A 24,919-nucleotide genomic window follows, 5' to 3' on the forward strand; every position below is an offset into this window, starting at 1 on the left:
TTGATTGGTCCATCCGATGGCTAATTCCCGGCTTCCTAATGTTCTACCACCAACCACCAGGTATAAACCAGATACACGAGCAGTAGAACAGCAGCCTCCCAACGGTCCAGTTTTTTGCGTTTTCCCATAAACATGGCCAGAAAAAGGAATAACGTGCCTCCCAAAAGTAAGTAGATTTCCCTGTTGAAGTCTGGCTGAAATGGAATGGGACTAATAAGACCGCTCACCGACAGGATAAGCAAAAGATTGAAGATGTTGGAGCCTATTATATTACCAATGGCAATGTCGCTGTTCTTTTTAAGGGCAGCCACCACTGAGGTAACGAGTTCGGGTAAAGAAGTTCCGGCTGCTACTATGGTTAGGCCAATTACTCTTTCGCTCATGCCCAGGCTTTCCGCTAACAGTACTGAGTGGTCTACTACCAGTTTACCACCAGCAATAAGTCCGGTTAAACCGGCTCCAATCAATAGCCAAATTTTGGCTGAAGAACCAGGGCTATAGGTTTCCGGTTGAGCCGATTCGGATTTCATTTGCCGAAACATGTAGAAAAGAAAGGCACCAAAAACAAGCAATAACAAGAACGCATCAGTATTTGAAAGAGTTGGTTCACCACCCAACAACCAGTCGTTGGCCAAAAATAGCAATAGAGCGGTGGCTAAAAAGGAGAGGGGGATTTCTTTCCAAACCATGCCCGACTGTACCGACACAGGGAGTATTACCCCTACAAGACCAAGTATAATGAACAGGTTGAAGTTGTTGCTGCCAATTACATTGCCAAACACGATTTCAGGATGGTCTTGGTAAGAAGCCAGTGTGTTGACAATCAGTTCAGGGGCCGATGTGCCAAAAGCCACTATAGTGAGGCCAATAATCAGGTCGGAGACACCATATTTTTTAGCCAATTGGGTAGAGCCCGAAACCAGCCAGTCGGCTCCTTTGATCAGCAGAACAAAGCCCAACAGGATCAGCAATATTTGAGAAAGCATATGGCCTTTAGACGAAGTGCTTTTAAGAGGTCACCGAAATGGAGGAGGAAAGTTTATGGTTCATAGTTCATGGTTCATGATTTCATGCTTTATGAACAATGAAGGTCTATGAACATAAAACACTAGCCCATTTGAAAGCTTCTCAACTTTATCTGAGTTAGCTTGCGTTTGGTGTCCAGAGGGAAATCTCCTTGCATCATCCAGTCGTAATAGCCCGGTTCTCTTTTAAGAACATCGGCTACCGGGCGTCCTTTGTGCTTGCCAAAGTTGAAGACCTCTTCATTCTTGTCGTTATACACCATGCGCCCGGCCAGGTCTACCATATGGCTGGCTACCAGGTTGTGAATGGAGGCCATATCGTTTTCAATAGTGCCTAAATCTCTTCCGGAAGCATCAGTAACCGGTTGCCCCAAATACTTTTCAATTTGTGCTTTAAACACTTCAAAAGTGGCCTCGTTATCGGCTTCAGCACTGTGGGCCCCTTCCAATTCCTTACCGCAGTAAAATTTGTATGCTGCCGACAGAGTGCGTTGCTCCATTAAAAAGAAAATCTTCTGAGCATCAATTAGCTTTTTCTGGCTTACTTCAAAATCTACTCCCGCTCTCAAAAACTCCTCTACCAGCAATGGCACATCAAAACGAACAATGTTGAACCCACCCAGATCGCACCCTTCCAAAAATTTGGCCAGGCTTTTTGCTATTTCCTTAAAGGTGGGTTTATCGGCTACGTCTTCATTGCGAATACCATGAATCATAGAAGCCTCTTCCGGAATGGGAATGGTAGGATTAACCAACTGCACTTTGCGTTCGGTTTCTCCGTTGGGCATTACCTTTAAAAAAGCCAATTCTACAATTCTGTCGTGTGCTATATTAATGCCGGTGGTTTCCAGGTCGAAAAATACGAGAGGGTTTTTTAGGTTGAGTTGCATTAGCCTGTTATTCTATTCTTAATGGTTTCTATGTCCAAACCTCCGAAATTTCCTGAGCTCATCAAAAGCAGGTTGCGATTATTCCAGTTTTGGTTGAGTAAATACTCTTCCAGCTTAGGTGCTTCTGTAAACAGTCGAATGTCCGGTCGGTTAAAAGCCTCGCGCAGTTCAGCTTCTGTAATCATTTCCAATTTCTTGGCTTCTACTGCTTTTGGGTTTATGAAAATGAGCGCCTCGTGCGGAAGGTTGTAACAGTCTTTGTACTGGTGTATGAATGCCTTGTTGAGGCTGCTAAAGGTGTGTAATTCTAGGCAAGCGGTGAGTTGCCGTTTGGTAAACTGCCGGGTTACAGCCTCAGAAGTAGCTTTTAGCTTAGAAGGGGCATGGGCAAAATCTTTATAGATGCTGCAATTTTGGCCTTCTCCTATTAGTTCCAGCCGTTTAGAAGCTCCTTTGAACGATTGTATGTGAGTGAAAAACTGCTCATTGGAAACGCCCAACTCATTGAGTAAACAGCGAGCCGCATTCAGGTTCTGGAGGTTATGCTGACCAAACACTTGCAAGCCATATTCATGACCTTCCCACTCAACAAAGGTCTTGTTATTCCTAACGGTTGCCGGAAGTGCCTCGTAGGCCAATAAACGTTCTTGTGGTATTTCTGCCCGATCGATCAGACTAACAAGCCGCGGGTCGGAGGCCGCATAAAAGAGTTTGCCTTCCGGAGGTGTTAAGTCAATGAATTGGGCAAATTGATGTTCGTATATGTCCAGAGTAGGGAATACGTTGTAATGATCCCAGGCAATACCGGTTATGCAGGCATAATGGTGTTTGTAATGAAGAAATTTTGGAGTAAGATCCAGAGGGCTTGTGGTGTACTCATCGCCTTCAATTACCATTACCGGAGCGTCAGAAAGTTTTACCATGGTTTCAAAGCCCTCTAACTGTGCACCCACCAGATAATCGAAAGCCCTACCCGTTTTTTGCAATACGTGCAGTACCATAGAAGTAATAGAGGTTTTGCCATGAGAGCCGGCCACTACCACCCGGGTTTTGGCCTTCGATGCCTCGTGGATAAACTCAGGGAATGAGTAAATTTTTAAACCTAAGGCCCTGGCCTTGAGTAGCTCCGGGTTGTCTTTTTTGGCATGCATACCCAAAATCACATAGTCCAATCCACTATGCACTTTGTCGGCATTCCAGCCTTCTTTTTCAGGCAATAAGCCATGCTTTTGGAGGTTAGTTTTAGAGGGGTCAAAGAACATGTCGTCAGACCCAGTAACCTGATTGTCAAGTAGTTTTAGGCAAATGGCAAGGTTGTGCATAACACTTCCGCCAATGGCAATAAAGTGAACCTTCTTATTTTTTAGCATGAATAGTTTTCTGAAGAATGCGCCAAAAATAAAGGAAAACTAAAGGCGTTCCAATCATAAGGTACTGATATACATGCGCGTGGATAATGGTGTGCACAACTGTGCACAACTTGTTTGCAACTGGTCATTATTGTTGTGCATAGAGCGGGGAAAAATAAAGGTTCGCATCTGCTTGAATTTGTGGCCCGGATAAGGATAGTTTTGTGCTTATGGAAAAAGGAAAATCAGCAGCATTGAGGCTCGGATATAAGTCTAAAAACCTTTCGGTGGAAGGTGCCCAGTTGGGTAAACTTCCTCCGCAGGCCATAGATTTGGAAGAGGCTGTATTGGGTGCGCTGATGTTGGAGAAGGATGCACTCACCAATGTGATTGACATTTTAAGCCCGAACTCTTTCTACAAAGACAGCCACAAAGAAATATATCAGGCCATATACGATCTGTTTCAGGCTTCGGAGCCTATCGATATCCTTACCGTAACCAGCTACCTCAGAAAAACGGGCAAGCTGGAAATGGTGGGTGGCCCGTATTACATAACTCAACTTACCAATAGGGTATCTTCTGCCGCCAATATTGAGTATCATGCCCGAATTATTGTGGAGCAATCCATTAAGAGGGAACTTATTCGAATTGCTTCTGAAATTCAGAAAGATGCCTATGAAGATACCACTGATGTTTTTCAGCTACTCGATCGGATGGAGCAGTCGCTTTTTGAAGTGTCTGAAGCCAATATCCGCAAGGAGTACGATAGCATGAAGAATATTATGGCTACGGCCCTTGAAGAAATTCAGGCACGTAAAAACCATCAGGATGGACTGACGGGCGTGCCTTCCGGCTTCACAAGTCTGGACAGGGTAACTTCAGGCTGGCAGCGATCTGACTTGGTAATTATTGCCGCCCGTCCGGGTATGGGTAAGACTGCTTTTGTGGTTTCGGCCCTCCGAAATGCGGCCGTAGACCATGGCCATGCCTGTGCTATATTCTCTCTAGAGATGTCATCGGTACAGTTGGTTAACCGACTTATTTCTGCCGAAGCAGAGTTGGGTAGTGAAAAAATTAAAAAAGGTAACCTGGCTGAGCACGAATGGGCTCAGTTGGTACACAAAACAGCGAATTTAACCAAAGCCCCCATATTTATTGACGATACCCCAGGTCTTTCCATCCTCGAATTGAGGGCGAAATGCCGAAGGTTGAAACAACAGCACGATATTCAGCTGGTGGTGATTGATTACCTCCAGCTGATGTCGGGCGATTCTTCAAAGAGCGGAGGAGGATCCGGTAACCGTGAACAGGAAATCGCATCCATTTCCCGAGCTTTGAAAAACCTGGCTAAGGAACTTAATGTTCCTGTAATTGCGCTTTCGCAGTTGAGCCGTGCCGTGGAAACCCGAGGCGGAGATAAGCGTCCCCAGCTTTCCGACCTCAGGGAATCCGGTTCTATTGAGCAAGATGCCGATATGGTTATGTTCTTGTATCGACCGGAGTATTACGGAATTACGGAAGACGAAAATGGCATGCCAACTCAGGGTACCGGTGAAGTAATTATTGCCAAGCACAGAAACGGATCGCTGGAAAATGTTCAGCTCAAATTTATCGGCCAGTTTACCAAGTTCTGCGACCTCGACTTTAACTATGGTGGAACAGCTACTTACGGAAACACCTTCCCGTCTGGTGCTTCAAGTAATTTTGAGTCTAGTGGCAATACCATGACCTTCCAAAGCAAGGCCAATAGTGGAGATACTCCTAATTTGCCTACTAACGATGAGGAGCCTCCGTTCTAATTTAACCTTTCATGCCACATGTTTTAAGTTTATGGTAGGTCTTACTACTTTGAACTGAATACAATGAACTAAAAACTCATCATGAAATCTCTTTGTATTACAAGCCAACCAGAACCTCTCCAGTTTACTAACAAAGAAGTGCCTGTGCCCAAAGCGGGTGAAGTTTTGGTGAGGATAAAAGCAGCCGCCCTTAATCACCGCGATCAGTGGATAAGAGAAGGTAAATATCCCAATATTCAAATGGGTACTACACTGGGTTCAGATGGAGCCGGTATTGTTTCGGCCGTTGGTGAGGGTGTAGAAGAAGAGTGGCTGAATAGAGAGGTGATCATAAACCCCAACCGATCTTGGGGTGAAAATCCGTTGGTGCAAAGTACGGAATACAATATTTTGGGTATGCCCAAAGACGGCACCTTGGCCGAATATGTATTGGTAGAAGCCCATAGGTTGGTGCCTATGCCAGAGCATCTCAGCTTTGCTGAGGCTTCGGCAATACCTCTCGGGGGGCTTACGGCTTTTCGGGCTGCGTTTCATCATGGCCAATGCAGTTCCGGTAAAAATGTGCTAATCTCCGGAGTAGGAGGAGGGGTAGCTCAGTTTGCCTTTTTATTTGCTGTGCATGCGGGAGCCAGGGTTTGGGTGAGCTCAGGCAGCGAAGAAAAAATTGAACAATGCCTGACCCTCGGAGCTGAAGGCGGTTTTAATTATAAATCGGATTCATGGACCAAAGAGGCCCGACAAACAGGAGGCTTCGACCTGGTGATTGATAGTGCGGGAGGAAATCAGGTCAATGATTTTGTGAAGCTCATGAAACCGGCCGGGAGAATTGTGTTTTACGGAGCAACTAATGGTTTACCTGAAAAGGTGGATTTATATCGAATTTTTTGGAATCAGATCACGCTTCAGGGGAGTACTATGGGTAATGATAAGGAGTTTGCCGAGATGGTTACTTTTATCAATCAGCATAAATTAAAGCCAATTATAGACTCTGTAAGACCATTGGATGAGGTCCTTTCGGCCTTTGATGAAATGAAAGCAGGCAAGCAGTTTGGAAAATTGGTGCTTAGTTTAGAGTGAGCAGGTCGTTTACAGTCGCAACTTTAGTAGAAATTCGTTGGCCGATGTGCTTTGAGTACGCTCGTTAAAAGCGCCACTGTCATAATTAAAGTGAAACTCCATTTTGCCCGAAAGGCGCAAACCAATACCCATTACCAAAACTTCTTCGTTTCTAAGCGAAAATGTAGCCCAGATATTGTTTTTATAGCCCGTTTGAAGGGTATAATCGCGTCCAAGATCGCTAATGTGATTAATGCGCTGCAGTACTGAGGGGGTAAAAGACCAATCGTTTATTTCTAACCGATACCCCAAACCCACAAAGTGTTGATTCTTAATGCGGAAGGTTTCGTGATTACCCTCATGGATGGAATTGCCACTAAACAAACGCTCTACAGAGTAGAATATTCGGGCCTTCGAAGAATATAAGGCAATGCCCAAAGAGAGGTCCAAAAAATCTTGTCGGTCGAAGCCCTGCATGAATTGCTGAAAAGGCAGGTCATTGTCTTCCAAAACAAAGAAGTTATCGGCTATTCGAAGCCGGATATAGCCTACAGAAGCACCGGCACTCATGGTTACTACCGAATTGAGCGGCAGGTGTACGCCATAGTTTGCATGGGCGGTTTGCCTATGGACCAGCCCGAAGTTGTCTTTCGAAATAATGCCTCCGAGAACCTGAATCGCTTTAGGGTTGACGTAGGCAACGGTGCTATTCATTACAGCCTTGGTATCTCTAAAACCGTTGGAAGTAGTCTGGTTTTTACCTACAGGTTTTAAGGCCTTATAGAGCGAGAGGTAGTAACTGTCAGTATTCTTCAGCCAGGGGTTTTGTTGTTTTCTAAAGCTTAAAGCAAGGTTCAGGTCGTTGTTGAGGTTACTGGAAGCTGCATTGATTAGGTAATGATTGTTTATGTATTGGCTGAATTGCGAAATCTGCTGTGCTTTCCCAACCCGTGTAAGAAAGGGGAGTAGCAAAAGGGTCATATAGAGGTGCAGCGGTTTCATTTAATAATGGATATTTCACCTTGCACAAATTCCAGCGGATTGTTAGGGTCGGATATTTGATAGAAATACTTGTCAATGGGTAATACCTTATCGTTCAGAATGCCATTCCAGGGGTATCGATCATAGTTATTGGTAGAGTAAAGCAACTGTCCCCATTGATTGTAAATGCGTACTTCGGCATTGGGTAGTTTTTCTATTCCGGGAATAATGAACTGGTCGTTGAAGCCATCGTTGTTGGGTGTAAAGGCGGTGGGTATTGCCGACATATCTAACAACTGCTTGTAAAGACCAACAGTAATTATGGTTTCAAATACTTCTAGTGCTCCTTTTACAATAACTCCTCCATTGTTGAGGCCCCAGCGTGAATAGGCGGTGGTGTTTTTCCAGCTGCCATTGTTCTGAAACCATATGTGCTCTTTTAGTTTGGGGTCTCGGAGTAGTACTTCATCTTCAAAATACTCCAGGCCAAGCTCCAGTTTGTCGCTGGGTTTCTTACGAGTACTCACTTTGTAGTAGCGCGTTATGCTTTCGCCAAATGGCAATGGGGTAGAAGAGTGGCCCCTTCGAATAATCATGGTGTCTTCCAGGTTAAATTTGGAAAATACCAACCCAAGGTTACCCACATTTTCGTCTTCTAGTGGTTTAGAGGCTATGAGCTTTACTATTTCACCACCACCAGTACTATGGATACGTCTATTGGATGTTTCGCCAACTATCTTACTTTCGTTAAAGGGTAATATAAGTTCGTGCCTGCCCAGGTCTATTTCTCCCTTTACCATCTCTAATTCGGCTGCCACCAGAATGCTTGTGTTCAGCACCAAACGACCTTCTATATCGAGTTGCATGGAATGAAGTTCGGGCATGTTTTTGCCTTCAAAGTATACTCTGCGTTCCTTATTTCGCACAATAAACTGACCTTCGCTTTGCTTTAACTGGCCGTTGTTGATCATGTGAAGATCGTTCAGTGCTACGTTGGTATTGTTGATGCTTACATGACTGCCTTCGGTGGTCACAAACACTTGTGCATGAACCAGATTGATGCCCAGTACGAATCCTAAAACCATATGTAGCCAGACCCTAATCATCTTTTTTGTTCAGTTGATTAATTAATTGCAGAGCCTTGTTTAAATCATCTCTCAGAGCTTCAACTTCTTTTTGTAATGATTCTATTTGTGTTTGCTGCTCCTTCATGGCTTCAACCAATACGGGAGTTAGTTGGGCATAATTAAGGCTTAGGTAGCCATGTTCGTCTGCTTCTACCAACTGCGGAAAGATCTTCTGGACATCCTGAGCGATAAAGCCTATTTGAAGTTTGTCTGAGAAATTACGATCGGAGAACTCTTCTTTTCGCCAGTAGTATGTTTTACCCTCCAGCTTGAGGAGGTTTTCGAGCGCACCATTAATGGGGCTGATCGATTCCTTGAAGCGTTCGTCTGATGTAAAACTGTACCAATCGGCAATTACCCTACCGTTGACATACAATTCGTAAGAGAGTGAAGAGGGGTTATTTAACCCAATGCCCACTTTGCCATTGAAATTGACAATGTCGTTGTCGAAATCGCCATAAATAAGTGGTGAATTGGAAGGGGAGTTCTCAATGTAAAGTTTGTTGCTTCCGGTATGACTGAATCCGGCCCGAAAGCCAATCATAATATTGCCCGACCCTGTGGTGTTCTTTTCAAGCGCCTGATGACCAAGGGCTACATTTCTATTTCCGCTTGTATTGGCTTCTAAGGCTTCGTTGCCTACAGCCACATTCTGATCGCCTGTGTTGTTGAGCCCCGATAGTTTACCAATTAAAACTGACTCTTGAGGGTTGGTGAATTCAAGTGTGGATTTCTGAATTCGAAGCACTTCAGTGCCAGCAGTTTGAAAGCGTATAATGTCATCATTCATACTGTTTAGGTCTGTGGTTACCCAGGTATTGATGTCGGCATCATTTATCCTTCTGTTGTCGCCAATTAACGAGGTGGGTACTCCCCACGATCCGGCTGTTTTAGGACCGAAAAAATCGTAGGTTGAGGTATTGAGATAGAAGTCTCCATCAACCCCAATGGAAGAGTCCGGGTTTGTGGTGCCATTGATAATGGTTTTGCCATCCAGTCCATCAGTTCCGGCTATACCCTGCGGTCCGGGCTCGCCCTGATCGCCTTTGTCGCCCTTGTCACCTTTATCTCCTTTGGGGCCTTGAATTCCTTGTTCACCCTGTGGTCCCTGGATTCCTTGTTCGCCCTGATCGCCCTTGTCGCCTTTATCTCCCTTAGGTCCTTGCGGCCCGGTATCACCTTTTTCTCCTTTGTCACCTTTAAGTCCCTGAATTCCCTGAGGTCCTTGTGGGCCAATAAGGGAAGTTCCACTGCCCCAGCTGCCTGCTGTTTTAGGGCCGAAGAGTTGGTAAGAGGAGGTATTGAGATAAAAGTCTCCATCAACCCCAATGGAAGAGTCCGGGTTTGAGGTGCCATTGATAATGGTTTTACCGTCCAGTCCGTCAGTTCCGGCTATACCCTGCGGTCCCTGCGGTCCGGGGTCGCCCTGATCGCCCTTGTCTCCTTTGGAGCCTTGAATTCCTTGTTCACCCTGTGGTCCCTGGATTCCTTGTTCGCCTTGATCACCTTTGTCGCCTTTAAGTCCCTGAATTCCCTGAGGTCCTTGTGGGCCAATAAGGGAAGTTCCACTGCCCCAACTGCCTGCTGTTTTAGGACCGAAAAAATCGTAGGTTGAGGTATTGAGATAAAAGTCTCCGTCAACCCCAATGGAAGAGTCCGGGTTTGAGGTGCCATTGATAATGGTTTTACCATCCAGTCCGTCAGTTCCGGCTGTACCCTGCGGCCCGGGGTCGCCCTGATCGCCTTTGTCGCCCTTGTCACCTTTATCTCCTTTGGGGCCTTGAATTCCCTGAGGTCCTTGTGGGCCAATAAGGGAAGTTCCGCTACCCCAGCTACCGGCTGTTTTAGGGCCGAAGAGTTGGTAAGAGGAGGTATTGAGATAAAAGTCTCCATCAACCCCAATGGAAGAGTCCGGGTTTGTGGTGCCATTGATAATGGTTTTACCATCCAGTCCGTCAGTTCCGGCTATACCCTGCGGCCCCTGCGGTCCGGGGTCACCCTGATCGCCTTTGTCGCCCTTGTCACCTTTATCTCCTTTGGGGCCTTGAATTCCCTGAGGTCCTTGTGGGCCAATAAGGGAAGTTCCGCTACCCCAGCTACCGGCTGTTTTAGGACCAAAGAGTTGGTAAGAGGAGGTATTGAGATAGAAGTCTCCGTCAACCCCAATGGAAGAGTCCGGGTTTGTGGTGCCATTGATAATGGTTTTACCATCCAGTCCGTTAGTTCCGGCTATACCCTGCGGCCCCTGCGGTCCGGGCTCGCCCTGATCGCCTTTGTCGCCCTTGTCACCTTTATCTCCTTTGGGGCCTTGAATTCCTTGAATTCCTTGTTCACCCTGTGGTCCCTGGATTCCTTGTTCGCCCTGATCACCTTTGTCACCTTTAAGCCCCTGAATTCCCTGAGGTCCTTGTGGCCCAATAAGGGAAGTTCCGCTACCCCAACTGCCTGCTGTTTTAGGGCCGAAAAAATCGTAGGTTGAGGTATTGAGATAAAAGTCTCCATCAACCCCAATGGAAGAGTCCGGGTTTGAGGTGCCATTGATAATGGTTTTACCATCCAGTCCGTTAGTTCCGGCTATACCCTGCGGTCCGGGCTCGCCCTGATCGCCTTTGTCGCCCTTGTCACCTTTATCTCCTTTGGGGCCTTGAATTCCTTGTTCACCCTGTGGTCCCTGGATTCCTTGTTCGCCCTGATCGCCCTTGTCGCCTTTATCTCCCTTAGGTCCTTGCGGCCCGGTATCACCTTTTTCTCCTTTGTCACCTTTAAGTCCCTGAATTCCCTGAGGTCCTTGTGGCCCAATAAGGGAAGTTCCGCTACCCCAACTGCCTGCTGTTTTAGGACCGAAGAGTTGGTAAGAGGAGGTATTGAGATAAAAGTCTCCGTTAACCCCAATGGAAGAGTCCGGGTTTGTGGTGCCATTGATAATGGTTTTACCATCCAGTCCATCAGTTCCGGCTATACCCTGTTGCCCCTGCGGTCCGGGGTCACCCTGATCGCCCTTGTCGCCTTTATCTCCCTTAGGTCCTTGCGGCCCGGTATCACCTTTTTCTCCTTTGTCACCTTTAGGTCCCTGGATTCCTTGTTCACCCTGATCGCCCTTGTCGCCTTTATCTCCCTTAGGTCCTTGCGGCCCGGTATCACCTTTTTCTCCTTTATCACCTTTAGGTCCCTGGATTCCTTGTTCGCCCTGATCGCCCTTGTCGCCTTTATCTCCCTTAGGTCCTTGTGGCCCGGTATCACCTTTTTCTCCTTTGTCACCTTTAGGTCCCTGGATTCCTTGTTCGCCCTGATCGCCCTTGTCACCTTTAAGCCCCTGAACTCCCTGAGGCCCAATAAGGGAAGTTCCGCTGCCCCAACTCCCTGCTGATTTAGGGCCGAAGAGTTGGTAAGAGGAGGTGTTGAGATAGAAGTCTCCGTCTGCACCAATGGAGGAGTCTGGGTTACTGGTTCCTGCATGAAATTTCTGCTGATACAGGTATTGACTTAAATCCACGCTTCCACCTTGTTCTAATGAGAGAATACCGGTTTGTGCATCGAAAGACAGTTGTTGGTATTGCCCTACCTGCACCGATCGGTTGCTCTTAAGGGCTGTCCAACCGGTGGGGGAGTAATAGTAAAAACCAGCCTCACCATCGGTTTGAAAAATGAGCAAACCCAAGGCAGGATTTTTAATATTGTCTCTTTGCTTGAGGGAAATTCGTGGTACCAAAAGTCCCTGACTGTCTGATTTCAGTTCTAAAATGGCACTTTCATCAGGTTTGAAGTCTGTTTTTCCGATTCCCACCGACTGCGCATTTGCCAAATTGATACAGGTCCAGAAAATGACCGTAGTGAGTAGTGTAGTTTTCCATCGCATAACCATAATGTTTAGGCTAGTTGTTGTTTTAAACTGATCTGTTTTATGTGTGTCGCGGTGGGGTCTTGCATTTGGCAAAGGCCATTGAATTGGGCTCCTTGCCTGATTGAGAGTTTGTTGGTGATTAGTTCACCATCGGCCAGAGCATGGCTTTCTAACAGGGTTTCTCCCTGAATTTGAGCTTTTCCTTGCCATTGACCATTAATAATAAGTCGCTCTGCTTTTATTTCGCCTAAGACTATAGAGCCTTTGGTGGTTTCTACCGAGCTTTCTGAACTTATTGTGCCGTGAAATGAACCACTAATAACCAGAGGAGAGTTTGTTTTGAGGTGTCCTTCTAAATGAGTACCCGCATCAATACGATTGATTGTTGGGTGGTTGTTCCTGTTTTGGTTAACTCTCATACGTTTAGCAGTTTTTTGGCTTAATAAACTTAGAGAGCTTGCAGTTCTTACTTCTGCAAATTTTACGCATTCAGTGGATTAGGTAATTCACCTAGCTGGACGGCCTAAACGCGCAAACCACTTATAACATTTCAGTACCGCTCAAGTTTGAGTCTGTTTAAATACGTATTGCCTTTCTGTTAATTCAGTACTTGAATTTTTATCAAAAAGAAACTCTATGAAACACAACTTACAGAAGCTTAGCCTTTTGGTAGGGATGTTTTGTATGGTTGCTATGGCATGGGCTCAGGAGTATACAACACTACCCCAACAGGCTCAAAGGCTGCGTAATCTTGCAAACTCTTCCAATATGGCTTCACTGAAATCGCTCACCAAAACTCTTGGGGGCAAAGACATTTGGATGCTCACGTTGGGTAAGGGCGATGCGGAAAGCAAGCCTGCCATTGCGGTAGTGGGGGGTGTAGAAGGTAGTCACCTGCTGAGTGTAGAAATGGCTCTTCGGTTTGCCGAAGGTATAATTTCAGATCATTCTGATGTACTCGATAACACGACCTTCTATGTCTTTCCTAACATGAGCCCCGATGCATATGAACAATATTTTGCAGCTCTTAAGTGGGAAAGAAGTGGTAATGCCAGGCCTACAGATGATGATCGGGACGGACGATTGAATGAAGATCCGTTTGATGATTTGGATGGTAATGGAATGATTACCTGGATGAGAGTTGAAGACCCTACAGGTGACTGGATTACACACCCGGCCGATAGTAGAATAATGATTAAAGCCGATCGCTCAAAAGGTGAAAAAGGTATGTACAAAGTCTTTACTGAAGGTAGAGATAATGACCTTGACGGTACCTTCAATGAAGATGGTGAAGGTGGAATACACTTCCGAAAAAACCTTACTTATGAGTACCCTTACTTTGTGGCAGGTTCCGGAGAGCATTCCGTGTCTGAGTTGGAAAACAGGGCCTTGCTGGATATGCTCTATACCAAGTGGAATCTTTACGGAGTGTTTACTTTCGGTCCCGGTAACAACCTTTCGAGTCCCTGGAGATACAACAGAGCCGGAGCCTCTAAGCGTGTAGTTACGAGCATTTTGAACGATGATGCAGGGCTGAACAAGTACCTGTCTGATATTTACAATGAGACAGTTTCCCTGAAAAACGCACCGGACTCCGGAGAGCAAGGAGGCGATTTCCTTCAGTGGGCATATTTTCACTTTGGACGCCTGAGCGTGGGTACTCCCGGCTGGTGGGTGCCCACGGTAAAAGATGAAGAAGGGCAAGCTGCCAACAAAGACAAAAACCGAGAGGTAAATTTCCTGAGATGGGCAGAGCAGGAGGGTCTTACCAATTACTGGGTAGACTGGAAAGAGGTAAACCACCCGGATTTTCCTAATCAAAAGGTAGAGGTAGGTGGAATAGCACCTTTCGTGATGAATAATCCTCCATTGGCCAAAATTGGTGATGCAGCAAGAAACCACACCGACTTTATAGTGAAAATGGCCAAAATGCAGGCCAATGTTCAGCTGGTAAATCTTAAAACGGAAGCCGTTGGTAAGGGAATGACCCGAATCACCGTAGATGTGTATAATGGTGGAACCCTACCTACTCATACCGAAATGGGTACCCGCTCCAGATGGTTGCAGCCAGTGAAGGTAGAGTTGAGCCTTGGTAACGGACAAGAGTTGATTTCCGGAAGAAAAATTCAAACACTCAGAAGCCTGGATGGTGATGCATCTGTGCAGTTTACCTGGTTGGTAAAAGGAAGTGGTACTGTCAAAATTCAGGCAGGTGCCTCACATGCCGGAGTAGATAGCCAAACTGTAAACCTTAAATAAGAGAACTGATGAAAAGATATATATCAAAAATATTTGCTGGTTTAGTTCTGGTAGGCTTAGCGCTACCCGGTATCAGTTTTGGACAGAATGCGGACGAAGTGTTCCGTGCTGCAGGTTCCCCCCACAACCCTAAGGTTAATATTGCCTTTAACCGATACTACACGGCCGAAGGCTTAGCCGAGCTTTCTAAGAAAATAGCCGATGCTCACCCTGATTTGGTAAAGCGAATATCGATTGGCAAGTCGTATGAGGGCAGAGACATATGGATGTTGCAGGTTACCAACTTTAAGAAAGGTAACCCCGAAAGAAAACCTGCATTTTATGTCGATGGAAACATTCACTCCAATGAGATTCAGGGAGCAGAAATCTGTATTTATACGGCCTGGTACCTAACCGAAAACTTTGGCGATGTAGACTACATTACTGAGGTACTGGACGACCGTATTTTTTACATAGTGCCTACTATTAACCCCGATGCCCGAAACAATTACATGAAAGAGGCCAATACGGGAAGTTCTCCTCGTTCAGGAATGATGCCATTTGATGATGATCGCGATGGTTTGGTAGATGAAGATGGTCTTGATGATTTGGATGGAGATGGTTCGGTAACGAGCATGCGAAGAAAAAGCGATTATGGAGACTTTATTATTGATCCGCTCGATCCGCGTAAAATGATTCAGATTGGGCCGGACGATGTAACTACCGCTCAGCGCTATGAGTTGCTGGGATCAGAAGGTATAGATAATGATGGTGACGGTCGGGTAAATGAAGACAGACCCGGTTATTATGATCCTAACAGGGATTGGGCCTGGAAATGGCAGCCCGATTATATTCAGGGAGGTGCATTAAAGTATCCGTTTAGTGTACCGGCCAACCGTGCTGTGGCCGACTTCGTATTGGCACATCCCAACATTGCCGGTGCTCAGAGTTTCCATAACTCAGGAGGAATGATTTTGAGAGGGCCTGGTGCCGAAGAAGATCTGGCGACTTATAATCGTGCCGACCTTCGAATTTATGATGCCATTGGTGAAAAAGGAGAGAAGATGCTCCCCGGTTACCGTTACCTAACGGTATATAAAGACTTGTACTCAGTTTTTGGCGGTGAACTCGATTGGTTCTACGGAAGCAGAGGTATTTACACCTTCACCAATGAGATATTCTCAAGCTTTGCCTACTATAAGAATGAGCGTCCGGACAGAAATCAGAGCTATGATTTCGACAGGGAGTTGTTGGCCAACGATGCATTTACCCCCTGGGCTCCATATAATCACCCAACCTATGGAGAAATTGAGATAGGCGGGTTTAAGAAAAACTTCGGTAGGGCCACTCCGGGATTCATGCTGGAAGAAGAGCTTCACCGAAACATGGCCTTTGCACTTTACCATGCCCATCATATGCCTAAGCTGAGTATTGATAAGGTAATGGAAAAAGACCTGGGTGGTGGATTAAGGGAAATTACCGCCATTATTAAAAATGAGCGCCTAATGCCTACCCATGCTTCGCAAGACCTCAAGTATAAGATTGAGCGTCCGGACTACATTTCGATTGATGGTGTAAGTGTGCAGGCCGGAATGATTGTAGAAGACCTGGATCTTGGAATTACAACTGAGCAGAAGGTGAATCCTGCCAAGTTGGAAGTGGCCAATATTCCTGGAAATGGTACCGTTATCGTACGATGGATTGTAAGTGGTAGAGGCACACCAAAAATCACTGTAGACAGTGCTAAAGGTGGGCTGATAACCCGATAGTCATAGTTAGTTAATTTAAATGTGAAAAGCCGGCTTCGAAAGGAGTCGGTTTTTTTATGGAATAGGGTTACTCATTTAGATCGCATTTGTTAGACCCGGTATACTAGCCATAAGCTGTGTTTTCACAGCTCCTAATAAACCTGTTGGTGAACTGACGCCAATGGTAGCAAGGCTTAGAAATATATACCGTGTAGCTCAGGTAATCGTATTCCATAATAGACGTACTTACGTAAGTCGCAAGAAGTGCATTTCTGAACCTTGCCTCCATTCGTGTCTTCACAAATGGTTGTTAAAAGACGCTGTGAGGACACAGCTTGTGGCACAGGTTGTATACTTACTTTTAACCTGAGTTCGATGTAAGTAAGTAGTAAAATATCCCCTCTTAGGAGGTCATTGCGGAATTTTCCTCTGAAAACTTCACATACGCAAAGGAAAATATCCGCAATCTCATTTAGGCTCTGTTGAGATACTGGATAAAACTGGCCTTTTTGAGAGTTTAAGGCCTGTTTTTCCGGCATGAAGTTTTTTTCTTGCATCGAACACAGGTTACTTTTATGTGAGATCGCTACTACGGAAAATGAATTGAGGTGTAGAAAATACCTCTTAGCGAAGCCTAAATACAATTCGGAAGGCCATTCTTGACTTCACGGGTTGCCCTCTTTGTAAACCGGGTAGCCATTTAGAGCTTTCAACTACTCTTATAGCTTCTTCATCACAGCCATACCCTATGCCTTTAAGCACTTCCACATTACTCACCTCACCGTTTTTATCTACTATAAACGAAAGAAACACAGCCCCCTCAATATTATTCCTTTTAGCCTTTTTCGGGTACTTCAAGTTTCGTTGCAAGTGTTTGTGCCAACCCTCCACGCCTCCTACATATTCTGCTTGAACCTCCCTTTCTGTGTAGTGATATATATTGCCCTCTTTGTCCCAACTGGTGCCCGAAACAAACTCACCTAATTCAGAATAGTTCTCTTTATCGAGCGTGCGGCCCTCTTTCCTTCTTACCCATTCACCCACTTTAATACCCGACCTGAACTCTCCCTCAATTGTCGCTTCCACATTAAACGGTTCGGGTCCCTTATAAAAACCAGATCCATCTTTTACTAAAGTATTTCCAAGAGAATCTAATAAACTAATTACGGTATAAAGATTGGAGCTATTGTCGCCCCCAAACTCGAGAGTTGCAAAGGATTGACCATTTTCAAAACCAAGTTTCCAAACACCGATTTTGGTAAGCTTGCTATGGTTTCCTTCCTCTTTTAGCCGACCATTTTTAAACAGAGTTCGGCTAAAGCCCTCCAAGATATTCTGTTTGTAATGGGCATAACCGTAGGGCTCATGACTAGGGAAAAAGCGATCTACTTTGCCTTCTCTGTTTTTACCATTGTTTAGCTCATAGTATGCCGCATGTTCTTTTTCTGAATTATCAAGATGTACATGATATGCCGAATAGTATGTGGTGTCGTTGGCTTGAGAAAAGAGGTTAAAAGACAAAAGGAGGCAAACTCCCGAAAGAATAAGTGTGCGCATAGATCAGTTATTTAAAGGAGCTAAACTAATCCATCTCGAATAATAAATTCTGATAAGCCGAATTTAATTCGTTTAGTATTTTATGGTTGCCCTGAATTTTAGCCAGGGCAATACCGTCTTCATAAACTTCCAGCGCTTTTTCTTCCTGTTCTAACTGTGTCAGAAGTTGCGCTGCCTGATAGTAAGTGGGCAAATAGTCAGGAAAATCGCTGAGCACCTTTAGCAGTATATTCAATGCTTTCGGGGCATCAGAAGCCATATATTCATTGGCCAGAGCATAGTAGTTAAAGGGTTCGTTTGGTTCTTGCTCAATATACTTTTGGAGGAGTTCTATTCGCCCGCTATTCATCTTTTCGCCTCGTTTTTATTTACTTCATTATTGACTATCTTCGGGGCAAATTTAAGGATAACCTTGGGTTTTAAACCTTTCCGATTAGCTCCATTTTTCTGAACACTTAGGCTAACGTGGGGTTGAATTATAAAATCATTAAACTATAAAGCAAGCATGAACATACTCGTTTGTATTACACATGTTCCGGATACCACCTCTCGCATTGCTTTTACCAACGACAATACAGAATTCGATAAAAACGGGGTTCAATTCATTATTGGCCCTTACGATGACTACGCGTTGGCAAGAGCTGTTGAGCTAAAGGAACAGCATGGAGGAAAAATAACAGTGTTGAACGTTGGAGAAGCAGAAACAGAGCCAACCATACGAAAGGCTTTGGCTATTGGTGCCGATGAGGCGGTAAGGGTAAATGCCTTCCCTTCAGACTCTTTTTTTGTAGCCAACCAAATAGCCGCAGTAGCTAAGCAAGGTGAATACGACCTGATTTTGATGGGACGTGAGTCGATAGACTTTAATGGAGGAATGGTTCACGGAATGGTAGGGGAACTACTGGGATTGCCTTCGTTTTCTCCCGTAATGCAACTCGATGTGGAGGGTACTACTGCTAAAATAACCCGTGAAATAGAAGGTGGTAAAGAGAAACTGGAAGTGAGCCTGCCTTTTGTTGCCGGTTGTCAGGAGCCCATTGCCGAATGGAAAATACCCAATATGAGGGGAATTATGTCGGCCAGAACAAAACCGCTCAATGTGGTTGAGCCTACTGATGCTACAGTACACAGCCAATTGAGCAAATACGAGCTACCTCCGGCCAAAGGAGCCGTGAAGATGATCGATGCCGACAACGTGGAGGAGTTGGTAGATTTGTTGAAGAATGAAGCCAAAGTGATATAACCCAAAAGCAAAAGAAATGTCAGTATTAGTATTTATAGAGTTAGAAGAAGGTAAAATCAAAAAATCTTCACGCGAGGCTATATCATATGCGGCAGCTTTAGGCAATACAACAGCCGTTGCTTTGGGGTCTGCCAGTGCCGATGAATTGGCCACAGCAGGAGCCAATGGAGCTTCTAAAGTGCTTCATGTATCTGACGAGCGGCTCAATGCGGGTCTAATTCAGCCATATGCTGAGGTATTGGCCGCTGCCGCAAATTCCACAGAAGCTACAATTATTGTAACCGCCAAGTCGTCTTTGGCCGATGCCGTGGTAGGAAGAGTAGCCGCAAAGCTGGGTGCAGGTCTTGTGTCTAACGTGGTGGCTTTGCCCGATACTTCCAATGAGTTTGTGGTGAAAAGAAGCATATATACCGGTAAGGCTTTTGCCAATACCAGCATTACCACCGACAAGAAAATTCTGGCCATCAAGAAAAACGCCATTGAATTGAAAACCGATGGTGGGCCGGCCGATGTGGAGGCCTTCTCAGTAAGCCTGGATGATGCTTTGTTCAATGCGAAAATAACCGCTACCGATAAAGCCGAAGGTGATGTATTGCTGCCAGAAGCTGATATAGTGGTTTCAGGTGGTAGAGGTCTTAAGGGGCCTGAAAACTGGGGCATCATTGAAGATTTGGCTAAAACTTTGGGAGCTGCCACCGGTTGCTCCAAACCTGTTTCTGATATGGACTGGAGGCCTCACCATGAGCACGTTGGCCAAACCGGAGTTAAAGTTAGCCCTTCGCTATACATAGCCGTTGGGATTTCCGGAGCCATACAGCACCTAGCAGGAGTCAATTCTTCTAAGTATATTGTAGTGATTAACAAAGACGAAGAAGCGCCATTCTTCAAAGCCGCAGACTATGGCATTGTTGGAGACGCGTTTGAAGTATTGCCAAAGCTCAACGAAGCACTTAAAAAGGCGCTCGCTTAGACTTTTTTATCTTGGAAAAAGTAAAGATTGAAATTTTAGGATTGTCATCGAGTCAGTCGCAATCGACTGGCTCGTTTGCCCTTGTTTTAGGAGAAGTAGATGGCGAAAGAAGACTGCCAATTATTATTGGCATGTTTGAAGCTCAGGCCATTGCACTCGAAATTGAAAAAATCACCCCCAACCGCCCCATGACGCACGACTTGTTTAAGTCGTTTGCCCATGCCTTTAATTACGAGATTACCGAAGTGATTATTTCCGATTTAAAGGAGGGGATATTTTTTGCTAAGATTGTCTGTACCGATGGGGTCAGAACCATGGAAGTAGACTCCAGACCCTCTGATGCTATTGCTATAGGTATTCGGTTTGGCGTTCCTTTTTATACCTATGAGTCAGTATTGGCCGAGGCCGGTATAATACTGACAGACGATGAGGAGATTGTCGAAGAGCAAGATGAACCCGTGGTTGTAGAAAAAAAAGGTGATCGGCTTCAGGACTTTACTATCGATAAGTTGAATGAGATGCTGGATGAAGCATTGAAAGCCGAAGACTATGAGCGGGCAGCCAAGATAAGAGACGAGATCAACCGAAGAAGTTAACCGGAACATCGTTGAAGATGCTGGCTACCCGAAAAGTCAGTTCTGAGATGGTTTAGAATATAATGGACGTATTAAGAGCAGTATTAGGACTGGCTATTCTCATAGGGATAGCCTATTTATTGTCAGGGAATAAAAAAGCCATTAGCTGGCGATTAGTAGGAGTGGGCCTGACCATGCAGGTGGTCATTGCCTTGCTTATCTCTGAGGTAGGGTTTGTACAGAATATCTTTAAGCTGATAAGTGAAGGCTTTGTTTCTTTCCTCAGTTTTGCCCTTAATGGAGCCGAGTTTCTATATGGAGATTTGGCTAAAAACAGCGACTCTGTAGAAGACGCCCGTCACAGCCTTGGTTTTCTTTTTGTTTTTCAGGCACTACCCACTGTAATTTTCTTTTCGGCCATAACAGCTGGCTTATACTACCTGGGTATTTTGCAAAAGATAGTGTATGTGTTTGCCTGGGTTATGGCTAAAACCATGAGACTCTCAGGGGCTGAGTCTATGTCGGCTGCCGGCAATGTATTTCTGGGGCAAACGGAAGCACCGCTTCTGGTGAAACCCTTTATTGGTAAAATGACTAAGTCAGAACTGCTCTGTTTAATGACGGGCGGTATGGCCACTATTGCAGGCTCTGTATTAGGGGCATATGTTTCTTTTTTAGGGGGAAGTGACCCCGAGCAACAGGCTCAGTTTGCTACTTATTTGCTGAGCGCTTCTATAATGAATGCTCCGGCCGCAATTCTTATGACCAAGATTTTTATGCCTGAAGAAGAAGAGGTAGATACTGAACTGCGAGTAAGTAAAGATCAGATTGGGGTGAATGTTATTGACGCTCTGGCCGGAGGTGCCAGTGACGGACTTAAATTAGCAGCCAATATTGGTGCTATGCTTTTAGCCTTTATTGCTGTAATATATACCCTCAATTGGATATTGGTTGATGGTATTGGCGAACTGACCGGGCTCAATGCTTATGTGGTTGAAAGTACCGGAGGAGTTTTCAACGGATTTAGTTTGCAGTATATACTTGGGCAGGTGTTCAGGCTATTTGCATTTGCAATGGGGGTTGAATGGCAAGAGACTTTGCAGGTTGGAAGCCTAATTGGGCAAAAGACTGTAATCAATGAGTTTGTGGCTTACCTGAGCCTGGCCGAAATGAAGGCCGATGGAGTACTTAGCCAAAAAGCCATTGTAATTTCTACTTATGCCTTGTGTGGCTTTGCCAACTTTTCTTCCATTGCCATTCAAATTGGAGGTATAGGAGGTATGGCTCCGGAAAGGCAATCAGACCTTTCGAAGCTTGGGTTACGAGCCCTCATGGCGGCTACTTTGGCCACAATGATGACTGCGACTATTGCCGGAGCACTGTTCGGTTAAATGAGTTTGAGTTGCTTGGCCGCCTTATATTATCTTGACATAAACAGCGGCTGGTGTATGGCGGCAGAGATATAAGAAAGAGGCGGTCTCAAAAGCCTCAAAACCCTTCATTCTGAACTTAGGCTACCTAAAGGCAGGTTCATTTCAGAATCCATAAGTTCGTCAATGAGCGATATGAACACCCAGAACTTGCCTGCCTTGGCCGCAGGTAAGTTCTGGGTGACGCCCACCTAGATTTTGAGACAGCCCCTTTTCTGTTTCAGCAATGAGATATGATTATCCTAAGGCTATGTCTTGTTGCACGAAAGGAATTTTGTAAACCCTTCTTCCCGTAGCTTTGGCAATGGCATTGGCCAAGGCTCCACCTGCAGGCGGCAAAGAAGGTTCTCCCAAACCTGTCGGGTGGTTAGTGCCGGGTACAAAATGTACCTCAACATCCGGTGCTTCTTTCATGCGTATAAGCCTAAACTTATCAAAATTGTCGGCTTGTGGTCTACCATCTACAAAGGCAAAGTCTCCATACATGGCGTGGCCTATACCATCTACCACACCCCCTTGAACCTGATTAATGGCTGCTTCAGGGTTTACTACTATGCCGCAATCTACGGCTACGGTCACTTTATCAAGCTTTGGCTGACCGTTGACCTGGCTCATATGTGCAACTTCGGCCACATAGGTGTTGTGCGAGTAGTAGGCGCTAAAGCCTTTGGCTATGCTGGCATTGCCATTGTTCCAACCTCCTTTTTCAGCCGCCAGTTTTATTACCCCAATCATTTTCTCAGGTTCATAGTCTATGGAACCCACCGGGTTGTTTTTGGCACGCTCAAGTATATCGAGCCTCAACTGAACAGCATCAACCCCCATCTCGCCAGCCAATTCATCAAAGAAGGCTTGTTCGGCCATGGCCAGGAAATTGGTTATAGGGGCTCTCCATGCTCCTGTAGTAATATTACTTCTAACATTATGAGAGTCTACTCTGTAGTTTTCAATGCCTCCGGCAGGAAACCAGTTGGAGCGGGTAGAGTCGCCCATTTGTATACCTGCTCCGGTGAGGTGGTAGCCTACCACCTGGCCATTTTTATAGGCTGCCCTGAATTTGTATTTGGATGCCGGACGGTAAGTTCCGGCAGTCATGTCGTCTTCGCGGGTAAAAATAAGTTGAACGGGCTTTCTTATTTTGTCAGAAATTTGAGCGGCCTCCACCGCAAAATCGCCATAAAGCCTTCGGCCAAAGCCACCACCCATGCGAGTCATGGCTATAGAAATTTCTTCGGTTTTACGACCCAGCGCATTGGCCACATTGCTTTGTGTCCATTGTGGGGTTTGAATAGGGCCTTCCATTTCCACTTTGCTGTCTGTAACATTAGCAAAGAAGTTCATTGGCTCCATGGTGTTGTGAGGAAGGAAAGGGGCTTCATAAACTCGTTCCAGTACACCATCGGCCGATTTAAAGGCTTGGGAAATGTTACCATCTTCTCGTTTTAAGCTTTCCTTGCTGGCCACATCCAACAACCGCGATAACTCCTTATCGTGATCGGTAGTGCTTTCCAGATTTCCCGCTTTTTTCCAGTTGGCTTTAATGGCCTTTTTACCTTTAATGGCGGCCCAGGTATTGGTGGCTACTACGGCAATTTTATCTCCGAACTGTACCACATCCAATACACCATTTACCTTTCGCGCTTCAGAATCATCGAACGACTCAAGCTCAGTACCAAAGGCAGGTGGTCTCACCGCGGCAGCATAAACCATTCCTTCTTTTCGGGTATCAATTCCAAATAGAGGTTTGCCTGTAACTATTTGGTCCAAGTCTACATTGGTTTTGCTTTGGCCTATTATTTTAAAGTCTTTGGGGTCTTTGAGAGGAACTTCTTCAGGAATCTCAAATTGTGCTGCTTTAGACGCCAAATGACCATAAGACAGTTTCTTTGAGCCATTATATACATAACCATTTTCTGTTCTTAACGAAGAAGCTGAAACCCCCCATTCCTGAGCGGCTGCCTCTAATAGTAAATGACGGGCACTAGCACCAGCCGTACGTAGGATATTCCAACTAGAACGGATAGACTGGCTACCACCGGCAACTTGTCGCTGAAAGGCTGTACTTAAAGGGGCTTGCTTAACAATCACATCGGCCCAGTTTACATCTAACTCTTCGGCCACAATCATTGGCATTGATGTCTTCACATTTTGGCCAATTTCCGGATTGGGTGACAAAATGGTGACATCACCATTGTCGGCAATGGTAATGAATGAATTGATATCGAACCAGGCGGTTGGTGCTTCTTTGGTGGCCTCTGCCGGGTTGCACCCCCATGCAAATCCAATCATTAGACCACCACCGGCAAGGGCAGAACTTTTTAAGAATGACCTTCTGTCTATTTTAGTCTTTATAAGTGTCATGTTGTTTCTGGTTTTGGATTACATTTCTGCGGCCGTGGCAATGGCGGCTTTTATTTTATTGTAGGTTCCGCATCGGCAAATATTGCCATGGGAGGCATCGGCAATTTCAGAAGCCGATGGTCGTGAATTACGGTTCAGCAAAGCTGCAGCTGTCATTATTTGCCCAGCCTGGCAATAGCCACACTGAGGCACATCGTGCTCCTTCCATGCTTTCTGAAGCGGATGATCTCCTTTTTCAGATAAACCCTCTATGGTGGTTATTTCTGCTTCGCCAATAGCCGATACCGGTAATTGGCAAGAACGCACAGCATTACCATTCAAATGAATGGTGCAGGCACCGCATTGGCCAATGCCACATCCGTACTTGGTGCCTCTTAAATCCACCAGATCGCGAAGCACCCATAACATGGGCATATCTGCGTCTGCTTCAACAGTTCGCTGCTTACCGTTTATTTTGAGCGTATAACTTGCCATATCAATGATTTTTTGGAGTTAAATGAGTCATTGAATATAAGCTTTTCCCATTCAAACTCACAGCTTCGGCTGGTAATTGGACATATGCTGATTTTAAAAAGACGAATGGCCGACTTTTGCCTACCAAAGCAAATAGACAGAAGAGCTTATTAAATACTGGCAGTAGTTTTCCGGTAGCGCAGTTTTAACAAGGTTTTTTGAATGATAAGGGTAGAAAAATGCTTTGTACCCCAGAATGTTACAGGTTGTTTTTTC

The 24,919-nt window shown here is 45.4% G+C and carries 19 protein-coding genes; 8 read left to right on the forward strand and 11 right to left on the reverse strand.

Features of this window, described 5'->3' with window-relative positions:
• Nucleotides 1-35: 35 nt before the first annotated feature.
• From IE164_RS08855 to IE164_RS08865, 3 genes are all read right to left on the reverse strand, one after another.
• Entirely contained in the window at nucleotides 36-986 is a 951-nt protein-coding gene (locus IE164_RS08855; RefSeq protein ID WP_189629851.1) for a calcium/sodium antiporter, read from the reverse strand.
• 122 nt (nucleotides 987-1,108) lie between these two features.
• Entirely contained in the window at nucleotides 1,109-1,915 is an 807-nt protein-coding gene (locus tag IE164_RS08860; protein WP_189629852.1) for a 3'-5' exonuclease, read from the reverse strand.
• The gene (locus IE164_RS08865; RefSeq protein WP_189629853.1) at nucleotides 1,915-3,285 is read right to left on the reverse strand and encodes a UDP-N-acetylmuramate--L-alanine ligase; all 1,371 of its coding nucleotides are present in this window, start codon (nucleotides 3,283-3,285) and stop codon (nucleotides 1,915-1,917) included. The genes IE164_RS08860 and IE164_RS08865 overlap by 1 nt, the downstream gene beginning before the upstream one ends.
• Nucleotides 3,286-3,494: 209 nt before the next feature.
• On the opposite strand from IE164_RS08865, the gene dnaB reads away from it, so the two are divergent.
• Together dnaB and IE164_RS08875 are read left to right on the forward strand one after the other, a co-directional pair.
• On the forward strand, nucleotides 3,495-5,063 hold the full coding sequence (dnaB, locus tag IE164_RS08870; protein ID WP_189629854.1) for a replicative DNA helicase: 1,569 nt from the start codon (nucleotides 3,495-3,497) through the stop codon (nucleotides 5,061-5,063).
• An 81-nt stretch (nucleotides 5,064-5,144) separates the two neighbouring features.
• On the forward strand, nucleotides 5,145-6,140 hold the full coding sequence (locus IE164_RS08875; RefSeq protein WP_189629855.1) for a zinc-binding dehydrogenase: 996 nt from the start codon (nucleotides 5,145-5,147) through the stop codon (nucleotides 6,138-6,140).
• A gap of 9 nt (nucleotides 6,141-6,149) precedes the next feature.
• Here the strand turns inward: IE164_RS08875 and IE164_RS08880 are convergent, their stop codons facing one another.
• From IE164_RS08880 to IE164_RS08895, 4 genes are read right to left on the reverse strand one after another with little or no spacing between them, the layout of a single operon-like run.
• Entirely contained in the window at nucleotides 6,150-7,121 is a 972-nt protein-coding gene (locus IE164_RS08880; protein ID WP_189629856.1) for a PorP/SprF family type IX secretion system membrane protein, read from the reverse strand.
• On the reverse strand, nucleotides 7,118-8,206 hold the full coding sequence (locus IE164_RS08885) for a T9SS type B sorting domain-containing protein (protein WP_189629857.1): 1,089 nt from the start codon (nucleotides 8,204-8,206) through the stop codon (nucleotides 7,118-7,120). The genes IE164_RS08880 and IE164_RS08885 overlap by 4 nt, the downstream gene beginning before the upstream one ends.
• A complete protein-coding gene (locus IE164_RS08890) occupies nucleotides 8,199-12,083 on the reverse strand; it encodes a phage tail-like protein (RefSeq protein ID WP_189629858.1) in 3,885 nt (1,294 codons plus the stop codon). Before IE164_RS08890 ends, IE164_RS08885 begins: the two co-directional genes overlap by 8 nt.
• Nucleotides 12,084-12,094: 11 nt before the next feature.
• On the reverse strand, nucleotides 12,095-12,487 hold the full coding sequence (locus IE164_RS08895; RefSeq protein ID WP_189629859.1) for a bactofilin family protein: 393 nt from the start codon (nucleotides 12,485-12,487) through the stop codon (nucleotides 12,095-12,097).
• Between the two features lie 217 nt (nucleotides 12,488-12,704).
• Between IE164_RS08895 and IE164_RS08900 the strand changes: the two genes are divergently transcribed.
• Together IE164_RS08900 and IE164_RS08905 are read left to right on the forward strand one after the other, a co-directional pair.
• Nucleotides 12,705-14,327 carry a M14 family metallopeptidase gene (locus IE164_RS08900; protein ID WP_189629860.1) on the forward strand — a complete coding sequence of 541 codons (1,623 nt, stop codon included), beginning with the start codon at nucleotides 12,705-12,707 and terminating at the stop codon, nucleotides 14,325-14,327.
• An 8-nt stretch (nucleotides 14,328-14,335) separates the two neighbouring features.
• A complete protein-coding gene (locus IE164_RS08905; protein WP_189629861.1) occupies nucleotides 14,336-16,075 on the forward strand; it encodes a M14 family metallopeptidase in 1,740 nt (579 codons plus the stop codon).
• A gap of 603 nt (nucleotides 16,076-16,678) precedes the next feature.
• Here the strand turns inward: IE164_RS08905 and IE164_RS08910 are convergent.
• Together IE164_RS08910 and IE164_RS08915 are read right to left on the reverse strand one after the other, a co-directional pair.
• Nucleotides 16,679-17,611: an energy transducer TonB gene (locus IE164_RS08910; protein WP_189629862.1), complete on the reverse strand. Its 933-nt coding sequence runs from the start codon at nucleotides 17,609-17,611 to the stop codon at nucleotides 16,679-16,681.
• A 25-nt stretch (nucleotides 17,612-17,636) separates the two neighbouring features.
• Nucleotides 17,637-17,960: a tetratricopeptide repeat protein gene (locus tag IE164_RS08915; protein WP_189629863.1), complete on the reverse strand. Its 324-nt coding sequence runs from the start codon at nucleotides 17,958-17,960 to the stop codon at nucleotides 17,637-17,639.
• A 156-nt stretch (nucleotides 17,961-18,116) separates the two neighbouring features.
• Here IE164_RS08915 and IE164_RS08920 point away from each other — a divergent pair, with 156 nt between their 5' ends.
• From IE164_RS08920 to IE164_RS08935, 4 genes are all read left to right on the forward strand, one after another.
• Nucleotides 18,117-18,854 (forward strand): electron transfer flavoprotein subunit beta/FixA family protein, encoded by a 738-nt coding sequence (locus IE164_RS08920; protein ID WP_189629864.1) that lies wholly within the window; start codon nucleotides 18,117-18,119, stop codon nucleotides 18,852-18,854.
• A 16-nt stretch (nucleotides 18,855-18,870) separates the two neighbouring features.
• Entirely contained in the window at nucleotides 18,871-19,824 is a 954-nt protein-coding gene (locus tag IE164_RS08925) for an electron transfer flavoprotein subunit alpha/FixB family protein (protein WP_189629865.1), read from the forward strand.
• Nucleotides 19,825-19,835: 11 nt separating this feature from the next.
• Entirely contained in the window at nucleotides 19,836-20,420 is a 585-nt protein-coding gene (locus IE164_RS08930; protein WP_189629866.1) for a bifunctional nuclease family protein, read from the forward strand.
• A 62-nt stretch (nucleotides 20,421-20,482) separates the two neighbouring features.
• Nucleotides 20,483-21,790, forward strand: a complete 1,308-nt coding sequence (locus IE164_RS08935) for a NupC/NupG family nucleoside CNT transporter (protein WP_189629867.1) — start codon at nucleotides 20,483-20,485, stop codon at nucleotides 21,788-21,790.
• A gap of 276 nt (nucleotides 21,791-22,066) precedes the next feature.
• On the opposite strand, the gene IE164_RS08940 is transcribed toward IE164_RS08935, so the two are convergent.
• Both IE164_RS08940 and IE164_RS08945 read right to left on the reverse strand, forming a co-directional pair.
• A complete protein-coding gene (locus IE164_RS08940; RefSeq protein ID WP_189629868.1) occupies nucleotides 22,067-24,190 on the reverse strand; it encodes a xanthine dehydrogenase family protein molybdopterin-binding subunit in 2,124 nt (707 codons plus the stop codon).
• 18 nt (nucleotides 24,191-24,208) lie between these two features.
• Nucleotides 24,209-24,664, reverse strand: a complete 456-nt coding sequence (locus IE164_RS08945) for a (2Fe-2S)-binding protein (protein WP_189629869.1) — start codon at nucleotides 24,662-24,664, stop codon at nucleotides 24,209-24,211.
• Between the last annotated feature and the right edge of the window lie 255 nt (nucleotides 24,665-24,919).

This window comes from Roseivirga thermotolerans (assembly GCF_014653175.1).
GTDB lineage: Bacteria > Bacteroidota > Bacteroidia > Cytophagales > Cyclobacteriaceae > Roseivirga > Roseivirga thermotolerans.

Excerpts from the sequence above, each read along its gene's own strand:
- IE164_RS08880 (WP_189629856.1), bottom strand. The coding sequence starts at position 7,121 with ATGAAACCGCTGCACCTCTATATGACCCTTTTGCTACTCCCCTTTCTT.
- IE164_RS08945 (WP_189629869.1), bottom strand. The coding sequence starts at position 24,664 with ATGGCAAGTTATACGCTCAAAATAAACGGTAAGCAGCGAACTGTTGAA.
- IE164_RS08885 (WP_189629857.1), bottom strand. The coding sequence starts at position 8,206 with ATGATTAGGGTCTGGCTACATATGGTTTTAGGATTCGTACTGGGCATC.
- IE164_RS08875 (WP_189629855.1), top strand. The coding sequence starts at position 5,145 with ATGAAATCTCTTTGTATTACAAGCCAACCAGAACCTCTCCAGTTTACT.
- IE164_RS08855 (WP_189629851.1), bottom strand. The coding sequence starts at position 986 with ATGCTTTCTCAAATATTGCTGATCCTGTTGGGCTTTGTTCTGCTGATC.
- IE164_RS08910 (WP_189629862.1), bottom strand. The coding sequence starts at position 17,611 with ATGCGCACACTTATTCTTTCGGGAGTTTGCCTCCTTTTGTCTTTTAAC.
- IE164_RS08890 (WP_189629858.1), bottom strand. The coding sequence starts at position 12,083 with ATGCGATGGAAAACTACACTACTCACTACGGTCATTTTCTGGACCTGT.
- IE164_RS08860 (WP_189629852.1), bottom strand. The coding sequence starts at position 1,915 with ATGCAACTCAACCTAAAAAACCCTCTCGTATTTTTCGACCTGGAAACC.
- IE164_RS08915 (WP_189629863.1), bottom strand. The coding sequence starts at position 17,960 with ATGAATAGCGGGCGAATAGAACTCCTCCAAAAGTATATTGAGCAAGAA.
- dnaB (WP_189629854.1), top strand. The coding sequence starts at position 3,495 with ATGGAAAAAGGAAAATCAGCAGCATTGAGGCTCGGATATAAGTCTAAA.
- IE164_RS08925 (WP_189629865.1), top strand. The coding sequence starts at position 18,871 with ATGTCAGTATTAGTATTTATAGAGTTAGAAGAAGGTAAAATCAAAAAA.
- IE164_RS08905 (WP_189629861.1), top strand. The coding sequence starts at position 14,336 with ATGAAAAGATATATATCAAAAATATTTGCTGGTTTAGTTCTGGTAGGC.
- IE164_RS08900 (WP_189629860.1), top strand. The coding sequence starts at position 12,705 with ATGAAACACAACTTACAGAAGCTTAGCCTTTTGGTAGGGATGTTTTGT.
- IE164_RS08895 (WP_189629859.1), bottom strand. The coding sequence starts at position 12,487 with ATGAGAGTTAACCAAAACAGGAACAACCACCCAACAATCAATCGTATT.
- IE164_RS08865 (WP_189629853.1), bottom strand. The coding sequence starts at position 3,285 with ATGCTAAAAAATAAGAAGGTTCACTTTATTGCCATTGGCGGAAGTGTT.
- IE164_RS08920 (WP_189629864.1), top strand. The coding sequence starts at position 18,117 with ATGAACATACTCGTTTGTATTACACATGTTCCGGATACCACCTCTCGC.
- IE164_RS08935 (WP_189629867.1), top strand. The coding sequence starts at position 20,483 with ATGGACGTATTAAGAGCAGTATTAGGACTGGCTATTCTCATAGGGATA.
- IE164_RS08940 (WP_189629868.1), bottom strand. The coding sequence starts at position 24,190 with ATGACACTTATAAAGACTAAAATAGACAGAAGGTCATTCTTAAAAAGT.